General features: G+C 60.5%; 29 protein-coding genes. 17 read left to right on the top strand and 12 right to left on the bottom strand.

The genetic code is table 11. From position 1 onward, the window contains the following. Positions 1-29 precede the first annotated feature (29 nt). Positions 30-725: a response regulator gene (locus PFLCHA0_RS21795; protein WP_011062565.1), complete on the top strand. Its 696-nt coding sequence runs from the start codon at positions 30-32 to the stop codon at positions 723-725. A 15-nt stretch (positions 726-740) separates the two neighbouring features. On the opposite strand, the gene PFLCHA0_RS21790 is transcribed toward PFLCHA0_RS21795, so the two are convergent. Then, the gene (locus tag PFLCHA0_RS21790; protein ID WP_011062564.1) at positions 741-1,775 is read right to left on the bottom strand and encodes a patatin-like phospholipase family protein; all 1,035 of its coding nucleotides are present in this window, start codon (positions 1,773-1,775) and stop codon (positions 741-743) included. 219 nt (positions 1,776-1,994) lie between these two features. Here PFLCHA0_RS21790 and PFLCHA0_RS21785 point away from each other — a divergent pair, with 219 nt between their 5' ends. From PFLCHA0_RS21785 to PFLCHA0_RS21775, 3 genes are all read left to right on the top strand, one after another. Then, positions 1,995-2,273, top strand: a complete 279-nt coding sequence (locus tag PFLCHA0_RS21785; RefSeq protein ID WP_011062563.1) for a hypothetical protein — start codon at positions 1,995-1,997, stop codon at positions 2,271-2,273. A gap of 143 nt (positions 2,274-2,416) precedes the next feature. Beyond that, positions 2,417-3,184, top strand: a complete 768-nt coding sequence (locus tag PFLCHA0_RS21780; RefSeq protein ID WP_015636552.1) for a CHAD domain-containing protein — start codon at positions 2,417-2,419, stop codon at positions 3,182-3,184. 109 nt (positions 3,185-3,293) lie between these two features. After that, positions 3,294-4,091, top strand: a complete 798-nt coding sequence (locus PFLCHA0_RS21775) for an acyl-CoA thioesterase (protein WP_011062561.1) — start codon at positions 3,294-3,296, stop codon at positions 4,089-4,091. Positions 4,092-4,095: 4 nt separating this feature from the next. Here PFLCHA0_RS21775 and PFLCHA0_RS21770 read toward each other — a convergent pair whose 3' ends face one another. From PFLCHA0_RS21770 to PFLCHA0_RS21760, 3 genes are all read right to left on the bottom strand, one after another. After that, positions 4,096-4,458, bottom strand: a complete 363-nt coding sequence (locus PFLCHA0_RS21770; protein WP_015636551.1) for a hypothetical protein — start codon at positions 4,456-4,458, stop codon at positions 4,096-4,098. Between the two features lie 119 nt (positions 4,459-4,577). Beyond that, a complete protein-coding gene (locus tag PFLCHA0_RS21765; RefSeq protein WP_015636550.1) occupies positions 4,578-6,059 on the bottom strand; it encodes a methyl-accepting chemotaxis protein in 1,482 nt (493 codons plus the stop codon). An 85-nt stretch (positions 6,060-6,144) separates the two neighbouring features. Continuing rightward, the gene (locus PFLCHA0_RS21760; RefSeq protein WP_015636549.1) at positions 6,145-6,951 is read right to left on the bottom strand and encodes a TatD family hydrolase; all 807 of its coding nucleotides are present in this window, start codon (positions 6,949-6,951) and stop codon (positions 6,145-6,147) included. Positions 6,952-7,186: 235 nt separating this feature from the next. On the opposite strand from PFLCHA0_RS21760, the gene PFLCHA0_RS21755 reads away from it, so the two are divergent. The 3 genes from PFLCHA0_RS21755 (at position 7,187) to PFLCHA0_RS21745 (ending at position 9,752) form a co-directional block, all read left to right on the top strand. Next, positions 7,187-8,608, top strand: coding sequence for an MltF family protein (locus PFLCHA0_RS21755; protein ID WP_015636548.1), 1,422 nt, complete (start codon positions 7,187-7,189; stop codon positions 8,606-8,608). 103 nt (positions 8,609-8,711) lie between these two features. Then, positions 8,712-9,146, top strand: coding sequence for a DoxX family protein (locus PFLCHA0_RS21750; protein WP_011062556.1), 435 nt, complete (start codon positions 8,712-8,714; stop codon positions 9,144-9,146). Between the two features lie 285 nt (positions 9,147-9,431). Then, positions 9,432-9,752, top strand: coding sequence for a hypothetical protein (locus PFLCHA0_RS21745; protein WP_011062555.1), 321 nt, complete (start codon positions 9,432-9,434; stop codon positions 9,750-9,752). A gap of 131 nt (positions 9,753-9,883) precedes the next feature. On the opposite strand, the gene PFLCHA0_RS21740 is transcribed toward PFLCHA0_RS21745, so the two are convergent. After that, positions 9,884-10,513, bottom strand: coding sequence for a response regulator transcription factor (locus tag PFLCHA0_RS21740; protein WP_011062554.1), 630 nt, complete (start codon positions 10,511-10,513; stop codon positions 9,884-9,886). 292 nt (positions 10,514-10,805) lie between these two features. Here PFLCHA0_RS21740 and greB point away from each other — a divergent pair, with 292 nt between their 5' ends. Next, positions 10,806-11,279, top strand: coding sequence for a transcription elongation factor GreB (gene greB, locus PFLCHA0_RS21735; protein WP_011062553.1), 474 nt, complete (start codon positions 10,806-10,808; stop codon positions 11,277-11,279). 33 nt (positions 11,280-11,312) lie between these two features. Here greB and PFLCHA0_RS21730 read toward each other — a convergent pair whose 3' ends face one another. Together PFLCHA0_RS21730 and PFLCHA0_RS21725 are read right to left on the bottom strand one after the other, a co-directional pair. Next, positions 11,313-13,817 carry an ABC transporter permease gene (locus PFLCHA0_RS21730; protein ID WP_015636547.1) on the bottom strand — a complete coding sequence of 835 codons (2,505 nt, stop codon included), beginning with the start codon at positions 13,815-13,817 and terminating at the stop codon, positions 11,313-11,315. After that, on the bottom strand, positions 13,817-14,500 hold the full coding sequence (locus PFLCHA0_RS21725; protein WP_011062551.1) for an ABC transporter ATP-binding protein: 684 nt from the start codon (positions 14,498-14,500) through the stop codon (positions 13,817-13,819). Before PFLCHA0_RS21725 ends, PFLCHA0_RS21730 begins: the two co-directional genes overlap by 1 nt. 10 nt (positions 14,501-14,510) lie before the next feature. Here PFLCHA0_RS21725 and PFLCHA0_RS21720 point away from each other — a divergent pair, with 10 nt between their 5' ends. The 3 genes from PFLCHA0_RS21720 (at position 14,511) to PFLCHA0_RS21710 (ending at position 16,575) form a co-directional block, all read left to right on the top strand. Then, complete coding sequence (locus PFLCHA0_RS21720; protein ID WP_041752456.1) at positions 14,511-15,116, top strand: arylesterase; 606 nt, start codon at positions 14,511-14,513, stop codon at positions 15,114-15,116. A gap of 56 nt (positions 15,117-15,172) precedes the next feature. Further along, positions 15,173-15,466: a hypothetical protein gene (locus PFLCHA0_RS21715; RefSeq protein ID WP_007931378.1), complete on the top strand. Its 294-nt coding sequence runs from the start codon at positions 15,173-15,175 to the stop codon at positions 15,464-15,466. A gap of 134 nt (positions 15,467-15,600) precedes the next feature. After that, positions 15,601-16,575: a L,D-transpeptidase family protein gene (locus PFLCHA0_RS21710; RefSeq protein ID WP_015636545.1), complete on the top strand. Its 975-nt coding sequence runs from the start codon at positions 15,601-15,603 to the stop codon at positions 16,573-16,575. Positions 16,576-16,701: 126 nt separating this feature from the next. Here PFLCHA0_RS21710 and oprI read toward each other — a convergent pair whose 3' ends face one another. After that, a complete protein-coding gene (gene oprI / locus PFLCHA0_RS31360) occupies positions 16,702-16,953 on the bottom strand; it encodes an outer membrane lipoprotei OprI (RefSeq protein ID WP_003448337.1) in 252 nt (83 codons plus the stop codon). A gap of 641 nt (positions 16,954-17,594) precedes the next feature. Here oprI and PFLCHA0_RS21700 point away from each other — a divergent pair. After that, a complete protein-coding gene (locus PFLCHA0_RS21700; protein ID WP_011062548.1) occupies positions 17,595-17,876 on the top strand; it encodes a GNAT family N-acetyltransferase in 282 nt (93 codons plus the stop codon). Positions 17,877-17,936: 60 nt separating this feature from the next. On the opposite strand, the gene PFLCHA0_RS21695 is transcribed toward PFLCHA0_RS21700, so the two are convergent. Together PFLCHA0_RS21695 and PFLCHA0_RS21690 are read right to left on the bottom strand one after the other, a co-directional pair. Beyond that, positions 17,937-19,013 carry a 3-deoxy-7-phosphoheptulonate synthase gene (locus PFLCHA0_RS21695; RefSeq protein ID WP_011062547.1) on the bottom strand — a complete coding sequence of 359 codons (1,077 nt, stop codon included), beginning with the start codon at positions 19,011-19,013 and terminating at the stop codon, positions 17,937-17,939. 140 nt (positions 19,014-19,153) lie between these two features. Next, positions 19,154-19,588 (bottom strand): PilZ domain-containing protein, encoded by a 435-nt coding sequence (locus PFLCHA0_RS21690; RefSeq protein ID WP_011062546.1) that lies wholly within the window; start codon positions 19,586-19,588, stop codon positions 19,154-19,156. On the opposite strand from PFLCHA0_RS21690, the gene PFLCHA0_RS21685 reads away from it, so the two are divergent. The 5 genes from PFLCHA0_RS21685 to cysB all read left to right on the top strand — a co-directional run bounded on the left by PFLCHA0_RS21685 (position 19,587) and on the right by cysB (position 23,548). Further along, positions 19,587-19,973, top strand: a complete 387-nt coding sequence (locus PFLCHA0_RS21685; protein ID WP_011062545.1) for a thioredoxin family protein — start codon at positions 19,587-19,589, stop codon at positions 19,971-19,973. The genes PFLCHA0_RS21690 and PFLCHA0_RS21685 overlap by 2 nt on opposite strands. After that, the gene (locus tag PFLCHA0_RS21680; protein ID WP_011062544.1) at positions 19,973-20,929 is read left to right on the top strand and encodes a putative 2-dehydropantoate 2-reductase; all 957 of its coding nucleotides are present in this window, start codon (positions 19,973-19,975) and stop codon (positions 20,927-20,929) included. The genes PFLCHA0_RS21685 and PFLCHA0_RS21680 overlap by 1 nt, the downstream gene beginning before the upstream one ends. Positions 20,930-20,960: 31 nt before the next feature. Then, positions 20,961-21,866 (top strand): 5'-nucleotidase, encoded by a 906-nt coding sequence (locus PFLCHA0_RS21675; protein ID WP_015636544.1) that lies wholly within the window; start codon positions 20,961-20,963, stop codon positions 21,864-21,866. A 95-nt stretch (positions 21,867-21,961) separates the two neighbouring features. Continuing rightward, positions 21,962-22,462 carry a universal stress protein gene (locus PFLCHA0_RS21670; protein ID WP_011062542.1) on the top strand — a complete coding sequence of 167 codons (501 nt, stop codon included), beginning with the start codon at positions 21,962-21,964 and terminating at the stop codon, positions 22,460-22,462. A gap of 111 nt (positions 22,463-22,573) precedes the next feature. Then, the gene (gene cysB / locus PFLCHA0_RS21665; RefSeq protein ID WP_011062541.1) at positions 22,574-23,548 is read left to right on the top strand and encodes an HTH-type transcriptional regulator CysB; all 975 of its coding nucleotides are present in this window, start codon (positions 22,574-22,576) and stop codon (positions 23,546-23,548) included. A 12-nt stretch (positions 23,549-23,560) separates the two neighbouring features. Here the strand turns inward: cysB and PFLCHA0_RS21660 are convergent, their stop codons facing one another. After that, a complete protein-coding gene (locus tag PFLCHA0_RS21660) occupies positions 23,561-24,043 on the bottom strand; it encodes a GreA/GreB family elongation factor (protein ID WP_015636543.1) in 483 nt (160 codons plus the stop codon). 2 nt (positions 24,044-24,045) lie between these two features. Further along, positions 24,046-24,444 carry a hypothetical protein gene (locus PFLCHA0_RS21655; protein ID WP_011062539.1) on the bottom strand — a complete coding sequence of 133 codons (399 nt, stop codon included), beginning with the start codon at positions 24,442-24,444 and terminating at the stop codon, positions 24,046-24,048. Between the last annotated feature and the right edge of the window lie 123 nt (positions 24,445-24,567).

The raw sequence follows: 24,567 nt of genomic DNA, 5'->3' as shown, positions 1-24,567 counted from the left end.
TGCCTCTTAATTTGTCTTGAACTGAAACCATGAGCCAGACCGCGACCATCCTGGTCATCGACGACGAGCCGCAGATTCGCAAGTTCCTGCGCATCAGCCTGGCGTCCCAGGGATACAAAGTGATTGAAGCCGGGACCGGCACCGAAGGCCTGGCCCAGGCCGCCTTGAACAAGCCGGACCTGCTGGTACTTGATTTGGGGCTGCCGGACATGGATGGGCAGCAGGTGCTGCGCGAGTTTCGCGAGTGGTCGGCGGTGCCGGTGCTGGTGCTTTCGGTGCGTGCCAGCGAGTTGCAGAAGGTCGAGGCGCTGGATGGTGGTGCCAACGACTATGTGACCAAGCCTTTCGGTATCCAGGAGTTCCTGGCGCGGATTCGCGCCCTGTTGCGCCAGGCGCCGAGCGGGGAAGTGCAGGAGGCGGCGTTGCAAGTGGGGCCGCTGACGGTCGACCTGGCTTATCGGCGGGTGCTGCTGGACGGTGTCGAAGTGGCCCTGACCCGCAAGGAATATGCGGTGCTGGCCCAGCTGGCGCGGCACCCGGGGCGGGTGATTACCCAGCAGCAACTGCTCAAGGACATCTGGGGCCCGACCCACACCGAGGACAGTCATTACCTGCGGATCGTGGTCGGGCACTTGCGCCAGAAGCTGGCGGACGATCCGACCCGGCCACGCTTCATCGTCACCGAGGCGGGGGTCGGCTACCGCTTGCTGGGCGCCGATTCCTGAGTTTGCGGCCTTTCGCTACTGGTCCTGCTCGTAGCGGTCCAGGGTATCGCTGGCAATCTCACGGCCCAGGGCGATCAGCTCCGGCGCCTTGTAGAACTCGAAGAAGCGGCAGACGCGCTTGGGCACGTTGATGAGGATATCCGGCGGGTAACCGGCGATCTTGTACTGCGCCAGGGAGGTCTGCATGACCTCGAAGCTCTGGTTGACCAGGTCCAGCAATGACGCCGGGCCGACGTTGTCGATGATGAAGGAGCCGCTGGCGGATTTCGGCGCGCCGTCGGTTTGCGGCGCGGCGGCCGGTTGCTGGGCTTCCGGTTCGGCGCCCTCGACCCATGGATTGATCTCCGCGGCTTCGCTCTTGAAGGCTTCCTGCTCGAGCAGTAGCAGTTGTTCGGCCTGCTTGCGGCGAAACGGCAGGTGTGAGCCCAGGGAGTTGATCAGGCTGTCAAAGCGGCTCTTGAACGCGGGTGGGCGCTGGATTACCGGTAACTGGTAGTGGCGCTGGTTGGTGGAGTTGAGGTTCACCGCAATGATCAGGTCGCAGTGGCTGGAAACCACCGGAACGATGGGCAGCGGGTTGAGCAGGCCGCCGTCCACCAGCATGCGGTTGCCCTGCATGACCGGGGTGAACAGGCTGGGGATCGCGGCGGAAGCACGCATGGCCTGGTGCAGGCAGCCTTCCTGGAACCAGATTTCCTGCTGGTTGGTCAGGTCGGTGGCGACGGCGGTATAGGGGATGCGCAGGTCTTCGATGTTCACTTCGCCGACGATCTTGCGGATCTGGCCGAAGACTTTCTCGCCGCGAATCGCCCCCAGCCGAAAGCTCACGTCCACCAGGCGCAGCACGTCGAGGTAGTCCAGGCTTTCGATCCATTCCCGGTACTCGGCGAGCTTACCTGCGGCGTAGATGCCGCCGACCACCGCGCCCATCGAGCAGCCGGCAATGCAGGCGATGTCATAACCGCGTTTTTCGATTTCCTCGATGACGCCGATATGGGCGTAACCGCGAGCGCCCCCCGACCCAAGGACCAATGCGACACGTTTGCTCATGATTCGTCCCTTCGACAAACAGGCTGCAACAATGCACCCATAGCGCCTCGTGGTTCAATTGCTGATGCGCTGCGGGGCCTGTGAGTTTTTTTCTAGGGCCGCCGGGGCCGCGAGGCTATGCTCCTGCAGCTATATTTTCCAAGGGGTGGGACTGGCACTTTTTCCTGCGGCCATCGTCTTAACCTGTACGACTGTTTTCCCTATCTTGAGGTGTCATCGATGAAAGCCTGGATCTGCCTGCCCCTGATTGCGTTGGTATTGACCGGTTGTGCAGGCAAGACTGCCTACCGTGACAGTTGCGGCACGCAGCTGGACGCTGCCTGGCACGAGCTGGACCTGGCCAAGGCCGAAGGTTTCGCTGGCACCGTGAGCTACTCCAAGGCGTTGTCGCTGCTGACCGGCGCCAAGACCCAGCAGCAGTTCGAAGCCTTCGAAGGCTGCACCAACAAGGCCGAGAAGGCGCGTTTCTACATTCGTGAGTCCCGGGCCGGGCGCTGAGCCGCGACAGCCGCTAAGCTGGTCCGACAATCATCACCGCGAACCTGAATGATCTGGCGCAATGCCTGTCGCCGGTTCGCGGTGCCAATCTTGGAACTGGATAAGCCGAAGTCAGGCTTTTGACTCGTGTTGGGGAAGCCTCGATGTCTGCCTTGGTTGATCGTTTGGTGGCTCAGGTTCTGGGCCTGGAAGTGAGTTTGCTGGCTTGTCAGGCCCGCTTGTCGGCCGCCACGGATGCCGAGGCCTTGCATGATCTGCGCATCAGTGTGCGACGCTTGCGCAGCCTGTTGCGCCCGTTGCGTGGCCTGCCCGGAGTGGAGCAACTGGAAGCCGCGGCCAGCGAAGTGGGGCGGGTGACCACGCCGATTCGTGATCGTGAAGTATTGGCGGCCTATCTGCATCAGCATGGCCAGCATGCTGCTGCCGACCGTCGTACCTCACAACTGTTGCGTGAGTACTCGGCAGTGGCCGCGGGGGCGGAATTGGCGCAGTTGTTTCTGGTGCTGGATGCCTTCCCCAGGTTCCTCCGGGCCTCTGAGCGCCAAGGTTTGCTGCGGGGCCTGCGCGGCAGTATCGAAAAACGCCTGGCCAAACAGTGGAAAGCCTTGGGCCAGGCGCTGCTGGACCCTGCCCACGACCGTCATCGCCTGCGTCTGCTGATCAAGCGGGTGCGTTACGCCGCCGATGCCTATCCCGAGTTGGATCGCTTGCCCTCCCAGGCGATGAAGCGCCTCAAGGCGGCTCAGAGCGCCCTGGGCGATTGGCATGATTGCTGGCAATGGCTGGCCCAGGCCGAGCAGCAACTGGATTTACTGCCCTGTGTGGCGGTCTGGCGCAGAACCATGCTCAAGGCCGAGGCCCGCTCCGATCAGGTGCTGGAGCAACTGCATCGCGATTGCTTCAAGCGGTGAAGGCCAAAGGGCGGCTTATCTGTCCGCTGCTTTGGCCGGAATAATGGCTGTGTGGCTCTGCGACGCTGGTTAAGATCCCTCAGTCTATTTTTTGTCCCCCGAGGTTTTCATGCGTTTCTACGATTTGCTCGAAGCCGTTCGCGGCCAGCCCCAGGCGCTGACCATTCCGGCGGAATGGGCCCAGGGGCGCGCCAGTTTCGGTGGCCTGGTGGTTGCTCTGCAGTATGAAGCGATGCGGGCCAAGGTTGCGGCGGACCGCCCCGTGCGGTCGCTGGCGGTCACCTTTGTCGGCCCGGTGGCGCCAGATGTGCCGGTCAGTTTCGAGGTGGATGTGCTTCGCGAAGGCAAGGCCGTCAGCCAGGTACTGGGGCGGGTCATGCAGGAGGGTCAGGTGGTGACTCTGGTACAGGGCAGTTTTGGCGCTTCCCGTGAATCGTCCGTCAGTGTGGCCGCCGAGCCAGCGCCCGAAATGAAACACTGGGATGACTGCCAGGAGCTGCCTTATATCCAGGGCGTGACGCCGGAGTTCATGCGTCATCTGGCAATGCGCTGGAGCATCGGTGGCCTGCCATTCACCGGCAATCGCTCCCGCGATATGGGCGGTTGGGTGCGTTTGCGTGGGGATGTGAAGGAAGAGCCGGTCACCGAGGCGCATATCCTGGCGCTGGTGGATGCCTGGCCGCCGGCGCTGTTGCCGCACCTGACCAAGCCCGCTGCGGGCAGCACCCTGACCTGGACCATCGAGTTCGTCCAGCCGTTGCTGGAACTGAGCACTCTGGACTGGTGCAAGTACCGGGTGGAAATCGAACACGCGCGTGACGGCTACGGGCATGCGGCAGCGGCCTTGTGGAATGCTGAGGGCCAGTTGATTGCCCTGAGCCGCCAGACGGTGACCATCTTCGCCTGAGCCATCAGTGCCGGTGGCGCTGCAACCAGGCACGCCACCAGGCACCGCTCAGGACAAAGCGTGGAAAGGTCACGAACTGTTCCACCAGCAGCCGTTGCACGGCATCCTTGCGATCACTGAAGGGCTCGGCGGCCTGGACCTCCAGGCTGTGTCCGTGGCGCTGCAGGCCCAGGGCTGCGAGGATGCCGACCACACCGATGGCCAGGCTCAGGAAGCTCAAGGAAAACACGCCCGAAACAATCAGCAGAAAGCCGATGATGAATAGCGGTACGGCAATCAGGTGCAATACCAGATTGGCAGGGTGCTGGTGATTCTGCGGGTAGACGCGCCATTGCCAGGCGGGGAGGTTGGGGTGACGTTTGCCCATGATGATCATCCTTAGTTCTTGAAGACTCATGAACCAAGGATAGGGGCCAGTTGGGATGGCGGCGAATCAAGGCTGGCTATCGGTGCGATAGCCAGTAGAGGGGGGTAGAGGCACTCGGATCAGAGTTTCAGCTGGCCTATGGCTTTGCTCAACTCACCGGCCAGGGTCGCCAGTTCACTGCTGGTGGTGGCCGAGGCAACGGTCTGTTGCACGGTGTTCTCGGTGACATCGCGAATGCTCACCACCGCCCGGTTCATTTCTTCCGCTACCTGGCTCTGCTGTTCCGCTGCGACAGCGATCTGCGTGTTGCTTTCGCGCATCTGGGCTACGGCGCCGGTGATTTCCGCCAGTGCCGCGCCGGCTTCCTGGGCCTGTTGCACGCAGTCATCGGCCTTGAACGAGCTTTCCTGCATGAAATCCACGGCATCCCGGGTGCCGGCCTGCAGGGCCGAGACCATGCTGGTGATCTCGTCGGTGGAGGTCTGCACACGCTTGGCCAGGTTGCGCACTTCATCCGCTACCACGGCAAAACCGCGGCCCATTTCCCCTGCTCGAGCGGCTTCGATGGCGGCATTGAGTGCCAGCAGGTTGGTCTGCTCGGCGATGCTGTGGATAACGTTGACCACGCCATTGATCTTCTGGCTGTCCTCGGCGAGCTTCTGAATCATCTCGGCGGTCTGCTGCACGCCATTGGAAAGCCCGGCGATGGATTTCTGCACCCGGCCCACCACTTCATGGCCGGTACCGGCCAGGGTGTCGGCGGTCTGCGACAGGTCCCGGGTGGCACCGGCATGCTGGGCGATGTGATAGACGGTGGCGGACATCTCGTTGATGGCCGTGGCGGCCTGATCGGTTTCGCTCTGCTGGCCGAGCATGCCGTGGCGTACATCGTTCATGCTCGAGGCCAGGCGTGCGGCGCCCTGGTCCAGCTGCCGGGCGGTATTGGCCACGGTATTGACTACCCGCTGGTATCCGGCCTGCATGGCATTGAAGGCGCTGGCCATCTGACCCACCTCGTCCTTGCAGGACAGCGGCACGCGAGCAGACAGGTCGCCGGTCTTCTCCACGTGCAGCATGACGTCCTTGAGGGTGTTGAGTTGGCTGAGGAGGAAACGGATCAGCAACTGCGAGGCGCAGAGCATGGCGAACATCAGGATGAACACTGCGACGGCGTAATTGGTGAAACGATCGCTGAAGACCTGGGCCAGGCTCGGGGCATAGGCCAGTACGGCGACCTGCTGGCCGTCGGCGCGCTGGATCACGTCAGCGCCCAGTAGCGGATTTTCACCGAACAGCGGCATCGGGTTGAGCTCGACCCAGCCGTTGGCGCCGTTGAGTTCGCTGAGAGTCTGCTCGTTGAGGCTGGGTGTCTGCCCCCGGGAGAAATACAGCAGGTGTTCGGCGCTGGGCAGCGTCTGTCCGACGGGCCAGGCGCCGAGCAGCCTCGCCTCGGCCTGGGCGGCAGCCTGGGCTGTCTGGCTGCGAGCCTGTTGCTCCAGTTGCACGGCGTACAGCACCAATAACAAGGTGGTGACGAAGGCGACTGCATTGACCGCCCAGAATTTGTACTTCAGCGAGATATTGCTAAGCCAGGCACCCATGGAAGGTCTTCTCTGATTGAGCGAAACAGTATTGGCAAGGTGCCATTATTGTGCCGCCATGATCTCGGAAAAATCTTGATGTGGGTCAAGCAATCTCTGGCAAGCGAAAAAACGCCCGAGAGCAGGCGGTACTGTGGCTTGCAAGGTCTTCCAGGGTTTCACCGCGGTGCAATGCAACTTCTCGTAAAACCTCGGTCAGATAGGCTGGTTCGTTACGACCATTTTTCGGCTTTGGCCGCAAGCTGCGGGGAAGCAGATAGGGGGCATCACTTTCCAGCATCAGGCGCCCGCGGGGGATGTCGCGTACCAGCGGGTGCAGGTGGGTGCCGCGGCGTTCGTCGCAGATCCAGCCAGTGATGCCGATGTGCAGGTCCAAATCGAGGTAGCTGAACAGGGCCTTTTGTTCACCGGTAAAGCAGTGGACTACAGCAGCCGGCAAGCGATCACGGAAATCCCGCAGGATGTCCAGCAAGCGCTGGTTGGCGTCACGTTCGTGGAGAAACACTGGCAACTGCAACTCGACAGCCAGGGCCAGGTGTTCTTCCAGGACTTTTTCCTGTTGCGGGCGGGGAGAGAAGTCCCGGTTGAAGTCCAGGCCACATTCGCCCACGGCGCGTACCCGTGGCTCTCCAAGTAGAGCGCGCAAGCGTCGCGGGCTGTCGGCATTCCAGTCGCTGGCGCTGTGGGGATGCAGCCCGGCGGTGGCAAACAGTCTCTGCCCGTCGGCGTCCAGTTTCTGGCACAACTCCAGGGCCTGTTCACTGCCTTCGACGCTGGTTCCGGTGAGGACCAACTGGCACACCCCAGCCTCATAAGCACGATTGAGAACGGCTTGGTGTTTTTCGGCAAAACTGGGATTGGTCAGGTTGACGCCGATATCGATGAGTTGCATGGTGCTATCTCCGCCTGCGGCCGGAAAGCATATCAGAGCTGTAGATTTATAAGAAAAACCAAGAACTACAACGAGTTATAGCTGTCTTTTGCTGCCGGACCAGAGCAACGGCCACGTTCTTCAGCGCCATTGCACGGGTCTTTCGCAGCTTGCCAGCGCTCAAGGCGCTCTGTTTCTGGCAATCAATTCTTCAAAAAGCGACGAAGGGTTGAACAGTATTCTTTGCGGAGAACGGATGACCCGATCCTCGATATTGCTCGCGCTGTGCCTGTCATTGCTGCTGCCCTCGCCGGCGCTGGCGCGCTTGCCCGGGCCACTGGAAGCACACGCCACGGGAAAAGTGCGCGACCTGGCGGAAATCCGCAGCAGCCGGGTACTCCGGGTGCTGGTCAATCAGAGCCGCAATAGCTCCGGAGAAGTCCAGGGCCAGGCCATAGGTGTCGAGTACCACCGCCTGCGCTCGTTCGAGCAGTACCTCAATGGCCATGCTCGCGACGGCCAGGAAATCAGCCTGAAGATCATTCCCAAAGCCAAGGATCAATTGCTGGGTGCATTGCAGCGGGGCGAGGGCGACCTGGTGGCGCCTGGTGAGCTGCTGGAAGCCCAGCCCGGAAATGCGGTCAGCTCCAGCGACCCGATCGTCAGTAATGTTCCCCTGCTGCTAGTCGGGATCAAGGGTGAGCGCCGTTATACACGGATCGAACAGCTGTCCGGCAAGACCCTGACCCTGACTACCGGTAGTGCGGCGGGGGACGCGGTCAGCCAGATCAATCAGAAGCTGGCCCTGCACAAGCTGGCGCCGATCAAGGTGGAGTGGGTCGACCCCAGCCTGGCGGTGGAGGATGTGCTGGAAATGGTCCAGGGCGGTATTTTCCACCTGACGGTTGTCGAGCAGCCGATTGCCGAACGCTGGAGCAAGATCCTGCCCAAATTGCGTTTGGACAGGCAGTTGAAGATCAGTGAGCCGGGTGAAGAACACTGGTTTGTCCGGCGCGATGCGTCGATGCTGCGGGCGAGTATCGACCGCTTCCTCAAGACCTATAAGGCGCCGGCGGATCAGGATGTGGCGTTCCTGCGTATCTACCGACGCCAGTATCAGGTGCACTATCCCCTGGCCCGGGCCGACCGTCAGCGTCTGGAAAAACTGCGTCCGGTTTTGCAGAAGCATGCCGGCGAACAGGGCATGGACTGGCTGAACCTGGCGGCGCTGGCGTTCAAGGAGTCAGCGTTGCAACCCCCTTCCAGAAGCGGCAGCGGCCCTACCGGGCTGATGCAGATCACGCCTTCGGCAGCGCAGCGGGTCGGGGTCAACAATATTCAGTCCGTAGATAGCAATGTGCAGGCAGGGGCCAAGTACCTGGCGATGATTCGCCGTAAATTTTTTGCCAGCCCCAAACTCAATGAGCGCGAGCGCATGGCATTTGTGCTGGCGGCCTACAACATGGGGCCGGAGCGGGTGCAGGGTATGCGCAGTGAAGCCCGGCGGCGGGGGCTCAACCCCAACCAGTGGTTCTTCCAGGTGGAGCGCATCGCCATGGAGCAAGTGGGCATGGGGGCCGTCAGCTATGTTAATAGCGTCAACAAATACTATCTGGCCTTTGATCGTGAACGAGACTCCCTGGAGCCTCCGGAGCGAAAAGTTGCGTCACGTAAATAATCTAAAAAATCGATTATTAGCTTGAGTAATTTCCGCTTTTAACATGATTAAAACTGATTAGTATGGCGGCCAACTTTCCTACCTTCACACAGGACTACACAGCATGAGCACACTGACCAACAAGCTACTGGGCACTCGCGCGGGCTACGGCTTGACCGTACTGCGGATCTTCGTCGGCATCATCTTCGTGGCGCACGGCTCGCAGAAACTCTTTGGCTGGTTTGGTGGTGGCGGTCTGGCGGGAACGGCGCAGTGGATGGAGAGTATCGGTCTGGCTCCCGGCTATTTGATGGCGTTGTTATCGGGGGGGACCGAGTTCTTTGCCGGTCTGGCATTGATCATTGGCCTGCTGGCGCGTCCCGCTGCATTGGGCCTGTCGTTTACCTTGCTGGTGGCGATTTTCTCGGTGCATATCAGCCATGGCCTGTTCATGGCCAACAACGGTTATGAGTTCGCTCTGGCACTGCTTGGCGGCACTGTCGCAGTTCTGATTGAGGGGGCCGGCAAGCTGTCTCTGGATGCGGCAATCGCCAAGTAAGTCGATGCGCGGGCGGTGTTCCAGAGGCTCTGGATCAGCCGTCGGCAAAGTTATCCCAGGCCTGCGAATGCAGGCCTTTTTCGTAGCTGACAAATCTTGACACTGACCTGTCGGCTTCTCTAGGATGCTGCTCATGCGCCGATTTAAACAGCTACTTGCGGGGCGCCAGGTGAGTCGAAAGATCACTGATAGAAGCTATAGTCAGGCTTCGAAATACCGCTAAAGCGCTGGTTCGGTGTTGCCTCTCACCTGCCCGGCAGAAATCTGAGGCAGAGACACAATACGATGAATGCACCACGCCCCCTTGTACGTCTTGCGCCGATCACGGCGAGTCTTTCCCAGCGCAATCCGAAAATCCTCCTGGGTGGCAAGCACCAGCCCACACTATTGCGTTATCTCGACGGTTGGCCACGACGTTCCCCGGGCCCAGCGGCATTTCTGATTCAATTTGTCGAAGAAGGTGAGTCCCTGGCACGCTTTGCCAGCGACAGCTTCGATCTGGCGGTCATTCCGGCACCCAGTGCAGCGGATGCTGCTGAAGTCATCAAGCAACTGACCCGCGTCGCTCGCCAGGGGTTGATCATCCGCCGCCAGTTCAGCAGTTGACCCGCCGGTAGTGCATCACGGCTGCTGAACTGCGCCTTGTACAGATCGGAATTCCATTGAACAGAAACCGACTGGAACGTCTTCAGTCGTGGCGGTTGTCCGTCATTTGGTGGCGATTAATGGCTTGATGATCAAACAACGGCATTGCGTTTGGCCAATTCGGCCAAGGCCACCAGGTTGGAAACATTGAAACGCTTGAGTAACCGCACTTTGTAGGTGCTGACGGTCTTGTGACTGATCAACAGCGCATCGGCAATCTGCTGGTTGTTCAGACCGGTAGCCAGCAGTTTCAGCACTGTTATTTCGCGGTCGGTCAGGCGGGAAATCAACACACTCTCCTGGTTGGCGGCGTTGGTGTTCTGCTGCAGGATATTAATGGTGTCTTCCGGAAAGTAGCTGTACCCGGAAAGGATGGCCTTTACCGCATTGGCCAATTCGTGAAGGTTCTCGGTCTTGCACAGAAAGCCTGCGGCTCCGGCTTGCAGGCAGCGCAGGGCGAAGTTTTTCGAATCACTTGAGGTCAGTACCAGGGTCTTGACGTGCAGCCCGGCGGACTTGATGTGCGCGATGACCGAGAAACCATCCAGGTTGGGGATGCCCAGGTCGAGGATCAGCAGGTCCGGCAGGTGTTTGCGCACCAGTTGCACGGCATCGGCACCGTTGTCGGCTTCGGCGACGATATTGTGATGATGAGGATCCAGTACCGACCTGATGGCCAGTCTGATCAGTGGATGGTCATCGACGATAATGATGTTGCCCATGTGGTACTTTCCCTTTGTTTTTGAGGTGTTGGTAGTTATTGGCTAGCTCTGTGGGGAATGGGTATCAAGCAGTGTGGCGTGCCGATTGCCGACGCTCTTGTCGAACCTATGCCCTGGGCCGTACGGCTCGGCTGTTTGGCCCTATGATTGGCTGACCTCTCTGAAATCTAAATCGGACAAATCTGATAGTGATGTCCATAGATCGGTGGCAGATGCCGCTCATGACGTGCCGGCTTTGTCGGCTCATACAACTAATGCGCAGCATGCATAAGGCTGGAGGCTGATTAGCCAATTGAGTACCAAGCTCATCACACAGGATGGTTACGACGCTCTGAAACAAGAGCTGGACTATTTATGGCGGGAGAAGCGCCCGGATATCACGCAGAAGGTCACCTGGGCGGCCTCGCTGGGCGATCGCAGCGAGAATGCGGACTATCAGTACAACAAGAAGCTTCTGCGGGAAATCGATCGTCGGGTGCGCTACATACGCAAGCGCCTGGAAGACATGAAGGTGGTTTCCTACGCGCCGGAACAGGAGGGACGGGTGTTCTTTGGTGCTTGGGTCGAAGTCGAAAACGAGGCGGCCGAGATCAAGCGCTTTCGTATCGTCGGTTACGACGAGATCTACCTGCGCAAGGACTACATCTCCATCGACTCGCCCATGGCCAGGGCGTTACTGAAGAAGGAAGTGGGTGACGAGGCCGTTGTCCACACCCCGGCAGGTGAAACCTGCTGGTGGATCAACCAGATCGATTATGTGAAGTAGGCTCGCCGACCTGGGCAGGCGAGCCTTGGGCTTTCAACCTTCGCGCAATACATTCAGCGGGCTGGCGTTCAATGCTCGACGGGTACCGAAAACTCCCGCCCCGCCTACTAGCAGCGCCCCCACCAGAGGCAACAGTAACAGCCATGGATGCGGGTGCCAGGGCAGATCGAAAGCGAACCGGTAGAGCACCAGGCTGACCAGTTCGCACCCCAGTGCCGCCAGCAGGCCGCTGACTGCGCCCAGCAGGCCGAACTCGATCCGCCTGGCTTTCACCAGCAGTTGCCGCTCGGCCCCGAGGGCACGCAGCAGCGCCCCCTGGCGAATGCGTTCGTCCAGGGTGGCCTGGAGTCCGGAAAACAGCACTGCCATTCCTGCCGCCAGGACAAACAGCAACACATACTCCACCGCCAGGGTGACCTGGGCCAGGATGCTGCGCAGTTGTTCCAGCAGGGCTTCGACCTGAAGGATGGTCACGGCCGGGAAGGCCCGGGACAGCTCGACAATCTGCTGATCGTGACCAGGACTCAGGTAGAAGCTGGTCAAGTAGGTTGCGGGCAGATCCTTCAAGGTGCCCGGTTGGAAGATCATGAAGAAGTTCGGCTGGAAGTTGTCCCAGTTGATGCTGCGCAGGCTGGTGACCCGGGCCTCCCGGTTGGCGCCGGCGACCGTGAAGGTCAGGTGATCACCCAGCTTAAGCTTCAGGCTCTGCGCCACCTTGGCCTCGACCGAGACGCCGGGCAACCCGTCATCCGGCTGGGCTGACCACCAACTGCCCTCGATAATGCTGTTGCCGCTGGGCAGATCGGCGGCCCAGGTCAGGCTCAGATCGCGTTGTATGGCCCGATCACCGCTGGAATCCTTGCTGACGATCTCCCTTACCGGCTCGCCATTGATGCTCACCAGGCGCCCCGGAACCACGGGGTACAAGGGCGCCGAAGGGGCGGAGAGCTGCACCAGGCGCTCGCTGAAGGCCTGTTTTTCCGCCGGCAGAATGTTCAGTGCGAAGTAGTTGGGGGCATTTTTCGGCAATTGGTTTTGCCAGATGTTCAGCAGTTCGCCCCGCAGCAGGGCAATCAGCGCCATGGACAACAGAATCAGGCCGAAAGCCAGGGATTGCCCGGCCGCGGCCAGGGGGTGACGCAGCAACTGGCCCAGGCCCAGGCGCCACGGCAGGGCGGCGCGGGCCAGCAGGCGCCGCAGGCTTTGCAACAGCAACAGCAACAAGCCACCCAATACCAGTGCCGCCAGCAGGCCACCGCCCAGCAGGGCGAAGGTCAGCACCAGGTCCAGGCTCAAGCGCCACATGATCAGGCCCAGGGCCAACAGAGCGGCGCCGTAGATCATCCAGGTGCTGGAGGGGATTGGCAGCAGGTCGCGCCGCAGTACGCGCAAAGGCGGCACCCGTCCCAGCGCAGCCAGGGGCGGCAAGGCGAATCCGGCCAGGGCCACCAGCCCGGTACCGATGCCGGCGATGGCGGGTAGCAATCCCCCGGGTGGTACGTCGTTGGGCAGCAGGTCATGTAGCAGGTAAAACAGGCCGAGCTGGGCCAGCCATCCCAGCAACGCCCCACTGAGGCTGGCCAGCAGACCCAGAACGCCTAGCTGTACGCTGAACAGCAGCATGGTTTCCCGGCGTGAGAGGCCCAGGCAACGAAGCAGGGCACTGGCATCAAAGCGTCGCGCGGCGAAGCGATTGGCCGACAAGGCTACTGCAACCCCTGACAGCAGCACCGCTACCAGGCTGGCCATGTTCAGATAACGTTCGGCCTTGCCCAGGGCTCCACCGATCTGCTGGTTGCCATCGCGGGCATCCTGCAGCCGCTGGTTGGCGGCCAGCGCCGGCTTGATCTGTTGACGATAGGCCTCAAGCGCCGGAGCCGGTCCGCGCCACAGTTCCTTGAAGCTGACCCGGCTGCCAGGCTGGACCACGCCGGTGGCTTGCAGATCTTGCAGGTTGATCAGGACCCGGGGCGTCAGGCTGTAGAAGTTGCCGGCCCGGTCAGGCTCGTAGGTCAGTACCCTGGCCAGGCGCAAGGTTTTCATGCCGACGTCGATGCTGTCGCCGATCTTGAGGTCCAGCGCAGTCAGCAAGCGCGGTTCGACCCAGGCGTCTCCGGGCGCGGGACCGCCGCCGGGCTCCTCGACCCCATAAGGGGCTGCGGCACTCTTGAGCTGCCCCCTCAGGGGGTAGGCTTCGTCGACGGCCTTGATGCTGGAGAGCTGGATCGCATGGTCGGTGGCAATGACGCTGGAGAACTCGACTATCCGCGCATGATCCAGCCCCAGTTTCAGGCCGCTGTCGAGCTGCTCCGGGCGTGCTGGGGAACTGCCTTCCAGCAGCAGATCGGCGCCGAGGAACTCGGTGGCGCGTAACAGCATGGCGCCGTTCAAGCGTGCACCGAAGTAGCCGATGGCCGTGCTGGCCGCAACCGCTACCAGCAAGGCGAAGAACAGTACCCGCAACTCTCCGGCACGGGCATCGCGCAACAGTTGGCGGACAGCGAGGCTGAACAGGCGCGGCAGCGGCAGACGTGCCATCAGGGCTCCAGAGGGGCGACCAGCAGGCCCGCTTCAAGACGGATCAGGCGCCGGCAACGATGGGCCAGGCGTTCATCATGGGTCACCAGCACCAGGGTGGTGCCGCTTTCCTTGTTGAGTTCGAACAGCAGGTCACTGATGCGTTCACCGGTATGGCTGTCGAGGTTGCCGGTGGGTTCATCGGCAAACAGCACATCGGGTTCGGCAGCGAAGGCCCGGGCAATGGCTACCCGCTGTTGTTCGCCACCGGAAAGCTGGCGTGGCGAGTGGCTAAGGCGCTGGCCAAGGCCAACCCGCTGCAGCAGTTCGGTGGCCCGCTCGCGGGCATCGCGACGGCCGTCCAGCTCCAGGGGCAGCATGACGTTTTCCAGGGCATTGAGGCTGTCGAGCAATTGGAAGGACTGAAAGACAAACCCTACATGCTCGGCCCGGATACGGGCCCGCTGATCCTCGTCCAGCTGGCTCAGGGCCTGGCCGGCGAGGGTGACTTCGCCGCTGCTGGGCAGGTCGAGCCCCGCCAGCAAGCCAAGCAGGGTCGATTTGCCGGAGCCGGAGGCGCCGACGATGGCCAGGCTGTCGCCCTGGTTCAGCTCGAGGCTGAGTTCATGCAGGATGGTCAGTTCACCTTCCGCGCTGGGAACCACTTTGCTAAGGTTCCGCGCAGTGAGAATGCTTGCGCCCATGGAGAATCCGATGCGTGTATGGTTTTTGAGTGCCGGCCTGGCCTTGATGTGCATGGCCCAGAACGCAGCGGCGGGTACGGTCCTGATCGTTGGCGATAGTATCAGTGCGGCTTTCGGCCTGGATACCCGTCAGGGCTGGGTAGCCCTGCTGGAAAAGAGGCTCAAGGACCAGGGTTTTACCGACAGGGTAGTCAATGCCTCGGTCAGTGGTGACACCAGTGCCGGGGGCCAGGCGCGGCTGCCGGCGCTGCTTGCAGAGCATAAGCCTGAAGTGGTGATTCTCGAGTTGGGGGGTAACGATGGCTTACGCGGCCAGCCGCCCCGGCAATTGCAACAAAATCTTGCTTCGATGATCGACAGCTCCCAGGCCCAGGGTGCCAAGGTGCTGCTTTTAGGCATGCAATTGCCGCCCAACTATGGCGTGCGCTATACCCAGGCCTTTTCCCAGGTCTACAGCCAGTTGGCCAGCGAAAAAAAGGTGGCCTTGGTGCCGTTTTTTCTTGACGGGGTCGGGGGGCATCCCGAACTGATGCAGGCAGACGGTCTGCACCCTGCGGCAGCGGCCCAGGGCAAGTTGCTGGAAAATGTCTGGCCGACGCTAAAACCGCTGCTTTGACGCTTTTCTAGTGACAGTGTTTCGGCTAATGTGGCGCCCCCGATTTGGAGCCCCCGATGCCGCGTCCCGCCTGGTCCCTGTTTGCCTATCAACTGATCGAGCCTGATGAGCAGCTTGACCTGTTCGCCTGCCAGGAAGTTCGGGTGCATCTGGTGACGCGTCAACTGGAGTTGGGCGGCTCTGCCGACCGCACCTTGTGCGGCACTTTGTTGCCCGCGCAACCGCGCTGGTCGAGCGTGGATCGGACGATTTTCCAGGACCAGCGACTCTGCCCGTTGTGCCGGGCGATTCTGGAGTCGCAAAAACGTGGCACTCCGCCAATCTGGCCTGAGCTGCGTTTCGAGTTGTAGGCGGTCGCCAGCAGGCCGTTTCGACAGGGAATTCATGTGTCTGCGCTTGTCTCCCCGGCCTGGCTGCCGAAGCCGGAGGGCGGGGTGTACAATCGTGTTTCTTTCATTCGTTGTTCATGCGAAGGATTATCCGGATGTTGCCCCGCCTCCCTGTCGTCACCCGCTGCCTGACACTCGCCGCCTTGTGTGTGGCCGGTCCTGTTGCCGCATTGGAATTGCCTCTACCGCCGCCGGGTGAAGACATCGTCGGCCAGGTACAGGTGATCAAGGCCAAGTACGAGGATACCTTCGCCGACCTGGGCACGACCTACGACCTGGGTTACCTGGAAATGGTCGCGGCCAACCCGGGGGTCGATCCATGGCTGCCGGGGGCGGGCACCGAGGTGATCCTGCCTACGCGTTTCATTCTGCCGCCCGGGCCGCGCGAAGGCATCGTGATCAACCTGGCCGAGTATCGACTGTACTACTACCCCAAGGGTCGGAACGTGGTCTACACCTTCCCGCTGGGTATTGGTCGTGAAGGCTGGGGGTCACCGATCGCGCACACCAGCATTACCGCGAAAACCCCGAATCCGACCTGGACGCCCCCGGCGTCGATCAAGGCCGAGCATGCCGCCGACGGTGACCCCTTGCCGAACGTGGTACCGGCCGGGCCGGACAACCCCTTGGGGCCATTCAAGTTCACACTTGGCACGCCGGGTTACCTGATTCACGGTTCGAACAAGAAGTTCGGTATCGGCATGCGCACCAGCCACGGTTGTTTCCGCATGCTCAACAACAACGTGCTGGAAATGGCCGGCATGGTGCCAGTGGGAACTTCGGTGCGCATCATCAACGATCCGTACAAGTTCGGTATCAGCGGCGGGAAAGTCTACCTGGAAGCTCATACGCCGTTGGATGACAAAGGCAATCCTTCGGTGGTCGACAAGCACACCGCAGTGATCAATGCCTTGCTCAAGCGTGAGGACCTGGCTAACAACCTGCGCATGAACTGGGATGTGGTGCGTGATGTAGTGGCAGCCGAAGATGGCTTGCCGGTGGAGATCGCCGTGCCGACGACAGCGCCTGTGACAACAATGTCCAACGCGACCTACGATTTGCAGCAGTAAGCGCTTAAGTGCAACCCGCCGATACCTGCTGGTAGCGGCGGGTTTTTTATTGCCGGTGAAGAACTCCGGGCAATAAAAAAGCCGATCCAAAAAATGGATCGGCTCGATAACAATCCCGAGGGACTATTACTTGCGGCTAGCTTTTTCCAGCATACGCAGAGCGCGCTCGTTAGCTTCGTCAGCAGTCTGTTGTGCTTTTTGAGCAGCAGCCAGAGCTTCATCAGCTTTACGATAGGCTTCGTCTGCACGAGCCTGAGCACGAGCTGCTGCGTCTTCAGTAGCAGTCAGACGAGCTTCGGTTTCTTTGGATACGCTGCTGCAACCGGTAGCCAGAACTGCGGCCAGAGCCAGAGCAGAGAATTTCAGAACGTTGTTCATCGTGTTCCCCTTCAAGGACTTTCTATTAGTAGCTATCACCTCAGAGTGAGGAAATAGCCGGCGTACATACTACCCATTACTTGTAGTAAGTAAACTGACGTAGCGCAAGAAGCAAAAAAAATTCTAGGCGCTGTTTCTTTTTCGAGCAACTTTTTAGCGGGTTGTATAAAAAATATTCAGCGGCGAAGCTCCGGGGCCGAATGCTGCTTGTTTGCCAGCATCGTTATCGGAGTTTCCGGGCGCTGTTTCAGAGCCTAGGCTAAAGTCGGTCTATATTGTGTCGACTGCACTTTTCTTCAGAATTTGTTCAGCCCTGAACCTATGTTTAAGCATCTTGTGGGTGACTTTAAGAGGCGTCGCTCGTCTTATGTTTCAGCATCCGGCGATGTACCGTCTCAAGACGTTTAGGTATCGATCCCGACTAAGGCTCGTACTCAGCCTCAACAAGGTTTTGCGCCGATCTGTGACGAGTGTGGCTTGAGCATTTGTGCCAATGGCGCCTATATTTTGTAACGTGCTGATGGCGCAAGAGCGAGAGCTTCTACGGGCGGCCGACAGGCACGAGGTGGCGTAAGTTGTTCCTTCGCCGGAAAAACATCGGTAAGGTAGGGGTCAGCATTCCAGACCCGCAAGGAGTAGTGATGAGCGAGGCGTTGTCCATCCACCATGACCAGGCTGGTCATCAGTTCGAGACCAATGTGGACGGTCATCGTGCCTACCTGACCTATATGGACCTGGGTAAGCAGACCCTGGATATCTATCGCACTTTCGTGCCCAACGCACTGCGTGGGCGCGGTATTGCCGCGGCGCTGACCGAGCAGGCGCTGGAGTACGCCGAACGCATGGGCTACACAGTGATTCCGTCCTGCTCGTACGTAGAGCGCTATATGGAGCGTCATCAGCGTCACGCAGCAAAGCTCTGACCGGGGCGACCATGAAAAACGCCGGGCTTGGCCCGGCGTTTTTGTGTCTGCAGGAAAGGATCAGCTGCGATCGCGTTTCGGCAAGACGTCCTTGAGCTTGGCGTGCATGCCGCGCAGGGTCTTCTCGGTACTTTCCCAGTCGATGCAGGCATCGGTGATCGATACGCCGTACTGCAGTTCCGACAGGTTCTTCGGAATCGCCTGGCAACCCCAGTTCAAGTGACTTTCCACCATCAGGCCGATGATCGACTGGTTGCCCTCGAGGATCTGGTTAGCCACGTTTTCCATGACCAGCGGCTGCAGTGCCGGGTCCTTGTTGGAGTTGGCGTGGCTACAGTCGATCATGATGTTCGGCTTGATCTTGGCCTTGCTCAGGGCCTGCTCGCAGACGGCGACGCTGACCGAGTCATAGTTGGGCTTGCCGTTGCCGCCGCGCAGTACCACGTGGCCGTAGGCGTTGCCTTTGGTGGTGACGATCGACACGCCGCCCTGGGGGTTGATCCCCAGGAAACGGTGAGGGCTGGAAACCGACTGCAAGGCGTTGATTGCCACAGTCAGGCCACCGTCGGTGCCGTTCTTGAAGCCCACGGCCGAGGACAGGCCCGAAGCCATTTCGCGGTGAGTCTGGGATTCGGTGGTACGTGCACCAATGGCCGACCAGCTGATCAGGTCCTGCAAGTATTGCGGGGAGATCGGGTCTAGGGCTTCAGTGGCAGTAGGCAGGCCCATTTCAGCCAGGTCCAGCAGCAATTGGCGACCAATGTGCAGGCCGTCCTGGATCTTGAACGAGTCGTCCAGGTAAGGGTCGTTGATCAGGCCTTTCCAGCCGACGGTGGTCCGCGGTTTCTCGAAATAAACGCGCATCACCAGGTACAGGGTGTCGGAGACTTCAGCCGCCAGTGCCTTGAGCCGCTCGGCGTATTCGTGGGCTGCCTTGATGTCGTGGATCGAGCAGGGCCCAATGACGATGAACAGGCGGTGATCAGTGCCGTCGAGGATATTGCGGATCACTTCGCGACCCTTGGTCACGGTGCGCAAGGCGGTGTCGCTCAGCGGGATGTCTCGTTTGAGTTGATCAGGGGTGATCAGGGTCTCGTTGGAGGCGACGTTAAGGTCGTTGATCGGTAAATCAGCCATCGTGTTACTCGTCAGGTCACGGGTGCCGGCCGCCAGCGATCCCCGCGCGGCGGAGCACAGCGGATTTGAGCGCGTCGGGGAGCGGAACCTTAGCGCGTTAGCCGGTGACTCTACAATGGGCAGGTGGCGGTTTTATTGGGCTATGGCTGCACAAAAGCCTGGTGCACACGGTCTTCGGAATAGTCTTCTGCGTGCTGCTCGACCCAATCCAGCGCCAGCGCCTCAATGCATTGCTGTTCGCTCTGAGGTTCATGCAGGCGACAGTAGCGGGCGATCTGGCACACCTGCTCACCCATGCGCGCGCCGAACAGCGTTTGTTCGTCGACGAAAGCGATGCCCACCAGGTAGCCACGCTTGCGTTTCAGGCACCAGGCGACATAGCCGTTGTAACGGGCGTTATCCCCCAACGTTGGCATGTACACCTCCAGCGCGGTACCGCGGCGCCAGGCACGGTGGTAATTGCACGCCATGCCACCGAGGCTGATAGTGTGCAACCGCTGGCGTGAAATACAGGCGTGCTTGCGCAAGGTCAGTTCAACCGGAACATCATCAGGATGAGGCAGAAAACGTCCCATGACCGCAGACTCCGAGTGTCGTCCATTTGACATTGTTTCCCCCAGTATAGTGCTCGAATTGGAACTGACCGATTTCGATATCGACCAGCAATTACTGGGCCTGGGCGGCGTTTCCCTGGTTGTTTTCACCAGTGTCGGCTGTTCCAGTTGCCGTTGGGCCCGGGCGCGGCTGCCGGAGTTGGAGCTACCCATCGACCGTCTTTGCTGGGTCGATGCGGGCGATAATGGCGGTGCGGTTCAGCGCTATCAGGTGTTCCACTTGCCGGCTTTGTTCGTGGTCCGCGACGGTGAGTTTCATGGAGCGCTACAGTCGCGCCTGACGCAGCAGGATCTCAGCGAGAGCCTGCGTCAGGCGCTTAATCGAATACCAGAGGAGTTGCCTTGATGGGTGCAGGCCGTAAACCGCGTGTAGGCATTATCGGGACCGGAGCGATCGGAGGTTTTTACGGGGTGATGCTGGCACGTGCCGGTTTCGACGTGCACTTTTTATTGCGCAGCGAATATCCGGCAGTGCTCGAGCATGGGCTGCAAGTCAATAGCAGCCAGCACGGCAAGCTGACGTTGAAGCCGGCGCAGGCCTACGCCAATGCCGAACAGATGCCGCCTTGCGACTGGCTGCTGGTGGGCGCCAAGACCACCAGCAACCTTGATCTGGCGCCGGCGATCATTCAGGCCGCGGCCACCGATGCCAAGGTTCTGGTGCTGCAGAATGGGCTGGATGTCGAAGACGACCTGCGCGCGGTGCTTCCCGATTCGCTGCATCTTCTGGGCGGCTTGTGCTTTATCTGTGTGCACCGCGCCGGGCCCGGGCAGATCGAGCACCAGGCGCTTGGCGCGGTAAACCTGGGTTACCACAGTGGCCCGGCCAGTGCCGATGCGACCCTGAGCCAGGCGATAGTCGAGGAGGGCGCCGCGCTGTTTCGCGAGGCGGGGCTCGATTCCCAGGCCATGGGCAACCTGCAGCAGGCGCGCTGGCAGAAGCTGGTGTGGAATGTCCCGTATAACGGCCTGTCGGTTCTGCTCCGAGCCAGTACCACGCCACTGATGGCCGACCCCGCCAGCCGCGAGCTGATCCAGGACCTGATGCAGGAAGTACTGCAGGGGGCGGCGGCTTGCGGGCATGTCATCCCCGCGGCCTATGCGCAGCAACTGTTCAAGTCCACCGAACACATGCCGGATTACTGGCCCAGCATGTACCATGATTTCCTGCACCAGCGTCCTCTGGAGCTGGCAGCTATCTATGCTGCACCCTTGGCGGCAGCGCGGGCCGCAGGTTGTGAGCTGCCGAAGATCCAGGCGTTGTACCAGGCCTTGAGTTTCATCGACCGGCACCACGCCTGAGTTGGGCTTATTACCTTTAAGGGGATGAAATATGGCAAAGGGCCTGGATGGCAAGCTGGTGGTGGCGATCTCGTCGCGGGCGCTGTTCGACCTGGGCGACAGCCACAAGGTCTATCTGGCCCAGGGGGTCGAAGCCTATCGGCAGTACCAGATCGAACATGAAGAGGAAGTCCTCGAGCCCGGTGATGCCTTCCCTCTGGTCAAGAAACTCCTCAGCCTCAATGCCAGCCTGGGCCGAGCCCGGGTCGAGGTGGTGCTGGTCTCGCGCAACAGTGCCGACACCGGGTTGCGTGTGTTCAACTCGATCGAGCACTACGGCCTGGGCATTTCCCGAGCAGCCTTCGTCGGCGGGCGCAGCCCTTATCCCTATCTGGCGGCCTTTGGCAGCGACCTGTTTCTCTCCACCCATGCCGATGATGTGCGCAGTGCACTAGAGGCCGGCTTTGCTGCGGCAACCATTCTGTCCGGCGGCACCCGGCGCGCTGAAAATGGCGAACTGCGCATCGCGTTCGACGGTGATGCGGTGCTGTTTTCCGATGACTCGGAGCGTATCTACCAGTCCGGCGGCCTGGAGGCATTCCAGGCCAGTGAGCGGCAGTCGGCACGAGAACCGTTGCCGGGCGGGCCGTTCAAGGGGTTCCTGGCGGCACTCAATCTGCTGCAGGGAGAGTTTTCCGATGAGGCCAGTCCGATCCGTACCGCCTTGGTGACAGCCCGTTCCGCGCCGGCCCATGAGCGGGTAATCCGCACTTTGCGCGAGTGGAACATCCGCCTGGACGAATCGCTGTTCCTTGGCGGGCTGGAAAAAGCCGCCTTCCTCGAAGCCTTTGCAGCCGACGTGTTCTTCGACGACCAGGCCGGTCACTGCGAGCTGGCTCGCGAAGTGGTCGCCACCGGTCACGTGCCGCACGGCGTAAGCAACGAAACCAAGGCTTGAATCCTAAAATCCGTGGTTTTTCCTCGGACCTCCCACAGTTCCAGGCACTGCTAAGCTGAATCAATCTCCGCCATCTTGGCAGTTGAGGAGGTCATATGATTCGTTCGATGCTGTATGCCACTGACCTCGGTCTGTATGCGCCCTTTGTGATGCAACATGCCCTGGAGCTGGCTCGAACGTTCAATGCCGACTTACATGTAGTGCACGCCGTGGAGCCCATGGGCCTGTTCGCCGAATCAGTGTTGCAGAGCTACCTGGATGAGCAGTCGTTGAATGAGTTTCACCGCCAGGGCCTGAATACAGTGATGGCCAATATAGAGCAACGGGTGCTGGACAGTTTTCGCGAGGAACTGGGGGAGGGGATGCAGGACCTGACCTTGATCCAGTCGGTGCGGGTGCTTCAGGGGGACCCGTCCCAGGTGATTCTGGAGCAGGCGGGGAAACTCTCTGTGGATTTGCTGATCGTAGGAAGTCACAGCCATGGGGTGGGGGCGCAAACGCCTTTGGGGCGTACCGCAACGCGAGTTCTGCAACTGGCCAAAGTCCCGGTTTACCTGGTGCCTCTGGTGCAGCGTCGACGTCAGGGCGATACCTGAGGATGGAATGGAAAATTCTGAATAAAAGTTCTAGATTTATTCTCCTGACCATTAATATAGTTATATACCGTCGCTGATACCCGTGGCGTCTACCTGCTTTGAGGGATTGATATGAAGCTTCAACAATTGCGCTACATCTGGGAAGTGGCGCACCACGACCTCAACGTCTCCGCTACCGCGCAAAGCCTTTACACATCGCAACCGGGTATCAGCAAGCAGATCCGTCTGCTCGAGGACGAACTCGGGGTCGAGGTCTTTGCCCGCAGTGGCAAGCATCTGACCCGCGTGACCCCGGCCGGCGAGCGCATCATCACCACCGCCGGCGAGATCCTGCGCAAGGTCGAAAGCATCAAGCAGATCGCCCAGGAGTTCTCCAACGAGAAGAAGGGCACCCTGTCAATCGCCACTACTCACACCCAGGCGCGCTACGCCTTGCCACCGGTGATCAGCAGCTTTATCAAGCAGTACCCGGATGTGGCCTTGCACATGCATCAGGGTTCGCCGATGCAGATTGCCGAAATGGCCGCTGACGGCACTGTGGATTTCGCCATCGCTACCGAAGCCCTGGAGTTGTTCGGTGACCTGGTGATGATGCCGTGCTATCGCTGGAACCGCTGCGTGGTAGTGCCTCAGGGCCACCCGCTGACCAAGCTGCCGAAGTTGACCTTGGAAACCCTGGCCGAGTACCCGATCGTCACTTACGTGTTCGGTTTTACCGGTCGCTCCAAGTTGGACGAAGCCTTCAGCCATCGCGGCCTGACGCCCAAGGTGGTATTCACCGCTGCCGACGCCGACGTGATCAAGACCTATGTGCGCCTGGGCCTGGGCGTGGGCATCGTGGCCAAGATGGCGGTCGACACCAAGCTCGACAGCGACCTGGTGGTGCTGGATGCCAGTGAACTGTTCGAATCGAGCATCACCAAGATCGGTTTCCGTCGCGGCACTTTCCTGCGTGGCTTCATGTGCGATTTCATCGAGAAGTTCGCCCCGCACCTGACCCGCGAAGTCATGGCCAAGGCCATTGCCTGCCATAACAAGCAGGAACTGGAAGAGCTGTTCGACGGCGTCGAATTGCCGGTCCACTGATCCCCAGCCTGCCTAGCGGACCTCGGTGACAGTGAACTGTTGCCGGGCGCCCGCCACCACGATCTCCACCTCATCGTCCTCGAACTTGCCCAGCAGGCTGTTGCCCAGGGGCGAGCGGGGGGTGATGACGGTCACCAGTTGCCCCACTACGTAGACCTTCAGGCCCGCGCCATCCGGGCCGAGAAACAGCCACTGTTCGTGGCCGTTTTCATCTTCCAGCCCCAACAGCGCACCGATCTGAATCCCCTTCTGCGGGTCATGAGGGCGCAGGCTCAGGTTCTGCCAGAGGCCCAGGGCCTGGCGGATTTCCTCGACCCGTCGAGCCTGGCCGGCGGCCAGGTAGGAAGCTTCCAGCCCCAGGGTGTCGTACTTGTTCTCGGCGATATTTTCTTCGTGGGTGGCGGTTTCGTAAGCGGTTTGTGCCGCTCGCACCGCGACCTCCAGGTCGTCCCGGAGCTGTTGCAGAATCAGTTGGCAGACGGACTGTTTATTCATGGTCAATTACAGAATTGCAGGACGTTGGCCCGGCTTTTTTCGCTCGGCGCGGTCTGGTCCTGCTGCAACCAGAACTGGCATTTGGGGTTGGACAGGTTGCGCAGGTTGCTGCGGGCGTTGTCCAGGGATTGCAGTTCCTCGTTCTTGCGCAGGTTTTCCTGGTACTGCTCGAACATTCGGTTCTGTGGCTCAGGTGGCGCGGCCACCGGTGGTTTTGCCAACTGCTGCACCGCTTGTGCGACCGGAGCCAATTGCTGGCTGAAAAGGTAGTGCGAGGCCAGCCAGCAGGTCAGGGCGATCGCCAGGAAACCCAGCCACAGGCCCAGGGCAATGCTGGCGGTGAGCGCCAAGAAGTTGAAACTGATGCGCAAGGAGCGACGTGCGGTGGGACGATGGGACATGGCTGCCTCCTGGCGGGCGGTGTTGGGCAAGGGCCGATTGTCGCACGAAGATAATCGCGGTTGGCTCTTCTGCGCAGGAGCATTTATGCGGACAATCGGTGCCTTTGCCAATCGGGGAGTGGA

This window comes from Pseudomonas protegens CHA0 (genome assembly GCF_000397205.1).
Classification (GTDB): domain Bacteria; phylum Pseudomonadota; class Gammaproteobacteria; order Pseudomonadales; family Pseudomonadaceae; genus Aquipseudomonas; species Aquipseudomonas protegens.
Note: the sequence above shows the minus strand (reverse complement) of the source record. Positions and strands in the feature narration are given on the sequence as shown.

Bases quoted from the DNA above. Each gene is read 5' to 3' on its own strand.
- PFLCHA0_RS21765 (WP_015636550.1), bottom strand. From the start codon at position 6,059: ATGGGTGCCTGGCTTAGCAATATCTCGCTGAAGTACAAATTCTGGGCG.
- PFLCHA0_RS21795 (WP_011062565.1), top strand. From the start codon at position 30: ATGAGCCAGACCGCGACCATCCTGGTCATCGACGACGAGCCGCAGATT.
- PFLCHA0_RS21725 (WP_011062551.1), bottom strand. From the start codon at position 14,500: ATGGGCGCAAGCATTCTCACTGCGCGGAACCTTAGCAAAGTGGTTCCC.
- PFLCHA0_RS21715 (WP_007931378.1), top strand. From the start codon at position 15,173: ATGCCGCGTCCCGCCTGGTCCCTGTTTGCCTATCAACTGATCGAGCCT.
- PFLCHA0_RS21675 (WP_015636544.1), top strand. From the start codon at position 20,961: ATGGCAAAGGGCCTGGATGGCAAGCTGGTGGTGGCGATCTCGTCGCGG.
- PFLCHA0_RS21775 (WP_011062561.1), top strand. From the start codon at position 3,294: ATGCGTTTCTACGATTTGCTCGAAGCCGTTCGCGGCCAGCCCCAGGCG.
- PFLCHA0_RS21685 (WP_011062545.1), top strand. From the start codon at position 19,587: ATGACCGCAGACTCCGAGTGTCGTCCATTTGACATTGTTTCCCCCAGT.
- PFLCHA0_RS21755 (WP_015636548.1), top strand. From the start codon at position 7,187: ATGACCCGATCCTCGATATTGCTCGCGCTGTGCCTGTCATTGCTGCTG.
- PFLCHA0_RS21750 (WP_011062556.1), top strand. From the start codon at position 8,712: ATGAGCACACTGACCAACAAGCTACTGGGCACTCGCGCGGGCTACGGC.
- PFLCHA0_RS21740 (WP_011062554.1), bottom strand. From the start codon at position 10,513: ATGGGCAACATCATTATCGTCGATGACCATCCACTGATCAGACTGGCC.
- PFLCHA0_RS21655 (WP_011062539.1), bottom strand. From the start codon at position 24,444: ATGTCCCATCGTCCCACCGCACGTCGCTCCTTGCGCATCAGTTTCAAC.
- oprI (WP_003448337.1), bottom strand. From the start codon at position 16,953: ATGAACAACGTTCTGAAATTCTCTGCTCTGGCTCTGGCCGCAGTTCTG.
- PFLCHA0_RS21670 (WP_011062542.1), top strand. From the start codon at position 21,962: ATGATTCGTTCGATGCTGTATGCCACTGACCTCGGTCTGTATGCGCCC.
- PFLCHA0_RS21745 (WP_011062555.1), top strand. From the start codon at position 9,432: ATGAATGCACCACGCCCCCTTGTACGTCTTGCGCCGATCACGGCGAGT.
- PFLCHA0_RS21790 (WP_011062564.1), bottom strand. From the start codon at position 1,775: ATGAGCAAACGTGTCGCATTGGTCCTTGGGTCGGGGGGCGCTCGCGGT.
- PFLCHA0_RS21680 (WP_011062544.1), top strand. From the start codon at position 19,973: ATGGGTGCAGGCCGTAAACCGCGTGTAGGCATTATCGGGACCGGAGCG.
- PFLCHA0_RS21710 (WP_015636545.1), top strand. From the start codon at position 15,601: ATGTTGCCCCGCCTCCCTGTCGTCACCCGCTGCCTGACACTCGCCGCC.
- PFLCHA0_RS21780 (WP_015636552.1), top strand. From the start codon at position 2,417: ATGTCTGCCTTGGTTGATCGTTTGGTGGCTCAGGTTCTGGGCCTGGAA.
- cysB (WP_011062541.1), top strand. From the start codon at position 22,574: ATGAAGCTTCAACAATTGCGCTACATCTGGGAAGTGGCGCACCACGAC.
- PFLCHA0_RS21660 (WP_015636543.1), bottom strand. From the start codon at position 24,043: ATGAATAAACAGTCCGTCTGCCAACTGATTCTGCAACAGCTCCGGGAC.
- PFLCHA0_RS21720 (WP_041752456.1), top strand. From the start codon at position 14,511: ATGCGTGTATGGTTTTTGAGTGCCGGCCTGGCCTTGATGTGCATGGCC.
- PFLCHA0_RS21695 (WP_011062547.1), bottom strand. From the start codon at position 19,013: ATGGCTGATTTACCGATCAACGACCTTAACGTCGCCTCCAACGAGACC.
- PFLCHA0_RS21760 (WP_015636549.1), bottom strand. From the start codon at position 6,951: ATGCAACTCATCGATATCGGCGTCAACCTGACCAATCCCAGTTTTGCC.
- PFLCHA0_RS21700 (WP_011062548.1), top strand. From the start codon at position 17,595: ATGAGCGAGGCGTTGTCCATCCACCATGACCAGGCTGGTCATCAGTTC.
- PFLCHA0_RS21730 (WP_015636547.1), bottom strand. From the start codon at position 13,817: ATGGCACGTCTGCCGCTGCCGCGCCTGTTCAGCCTCGCTGTCCGCCAA.
- PFLCHA0_RS21785 (WP_011062563.1), top strand. From the start codon at position 1,995: ATGAAAGCCTGGATCTGCCTGCCCCTGATTGCGTTGGTATTGACCGGT.
- PFLCHA0_RS21690 (WP_011062546.1), bottom strand. From the start codon at position 19,588: ATGGGACGTTTTCTGCCTCATCCTGATGATGTTCCGGTTGAACTGACC.
- PFLCHA0_RS21770 (WP_015636551.1), bottom strand. From the start codon at position 4,458: ATGGGCAAACGTCACCCCAACCTCCCCGCCTGGCAATGGCGCGTCTAC.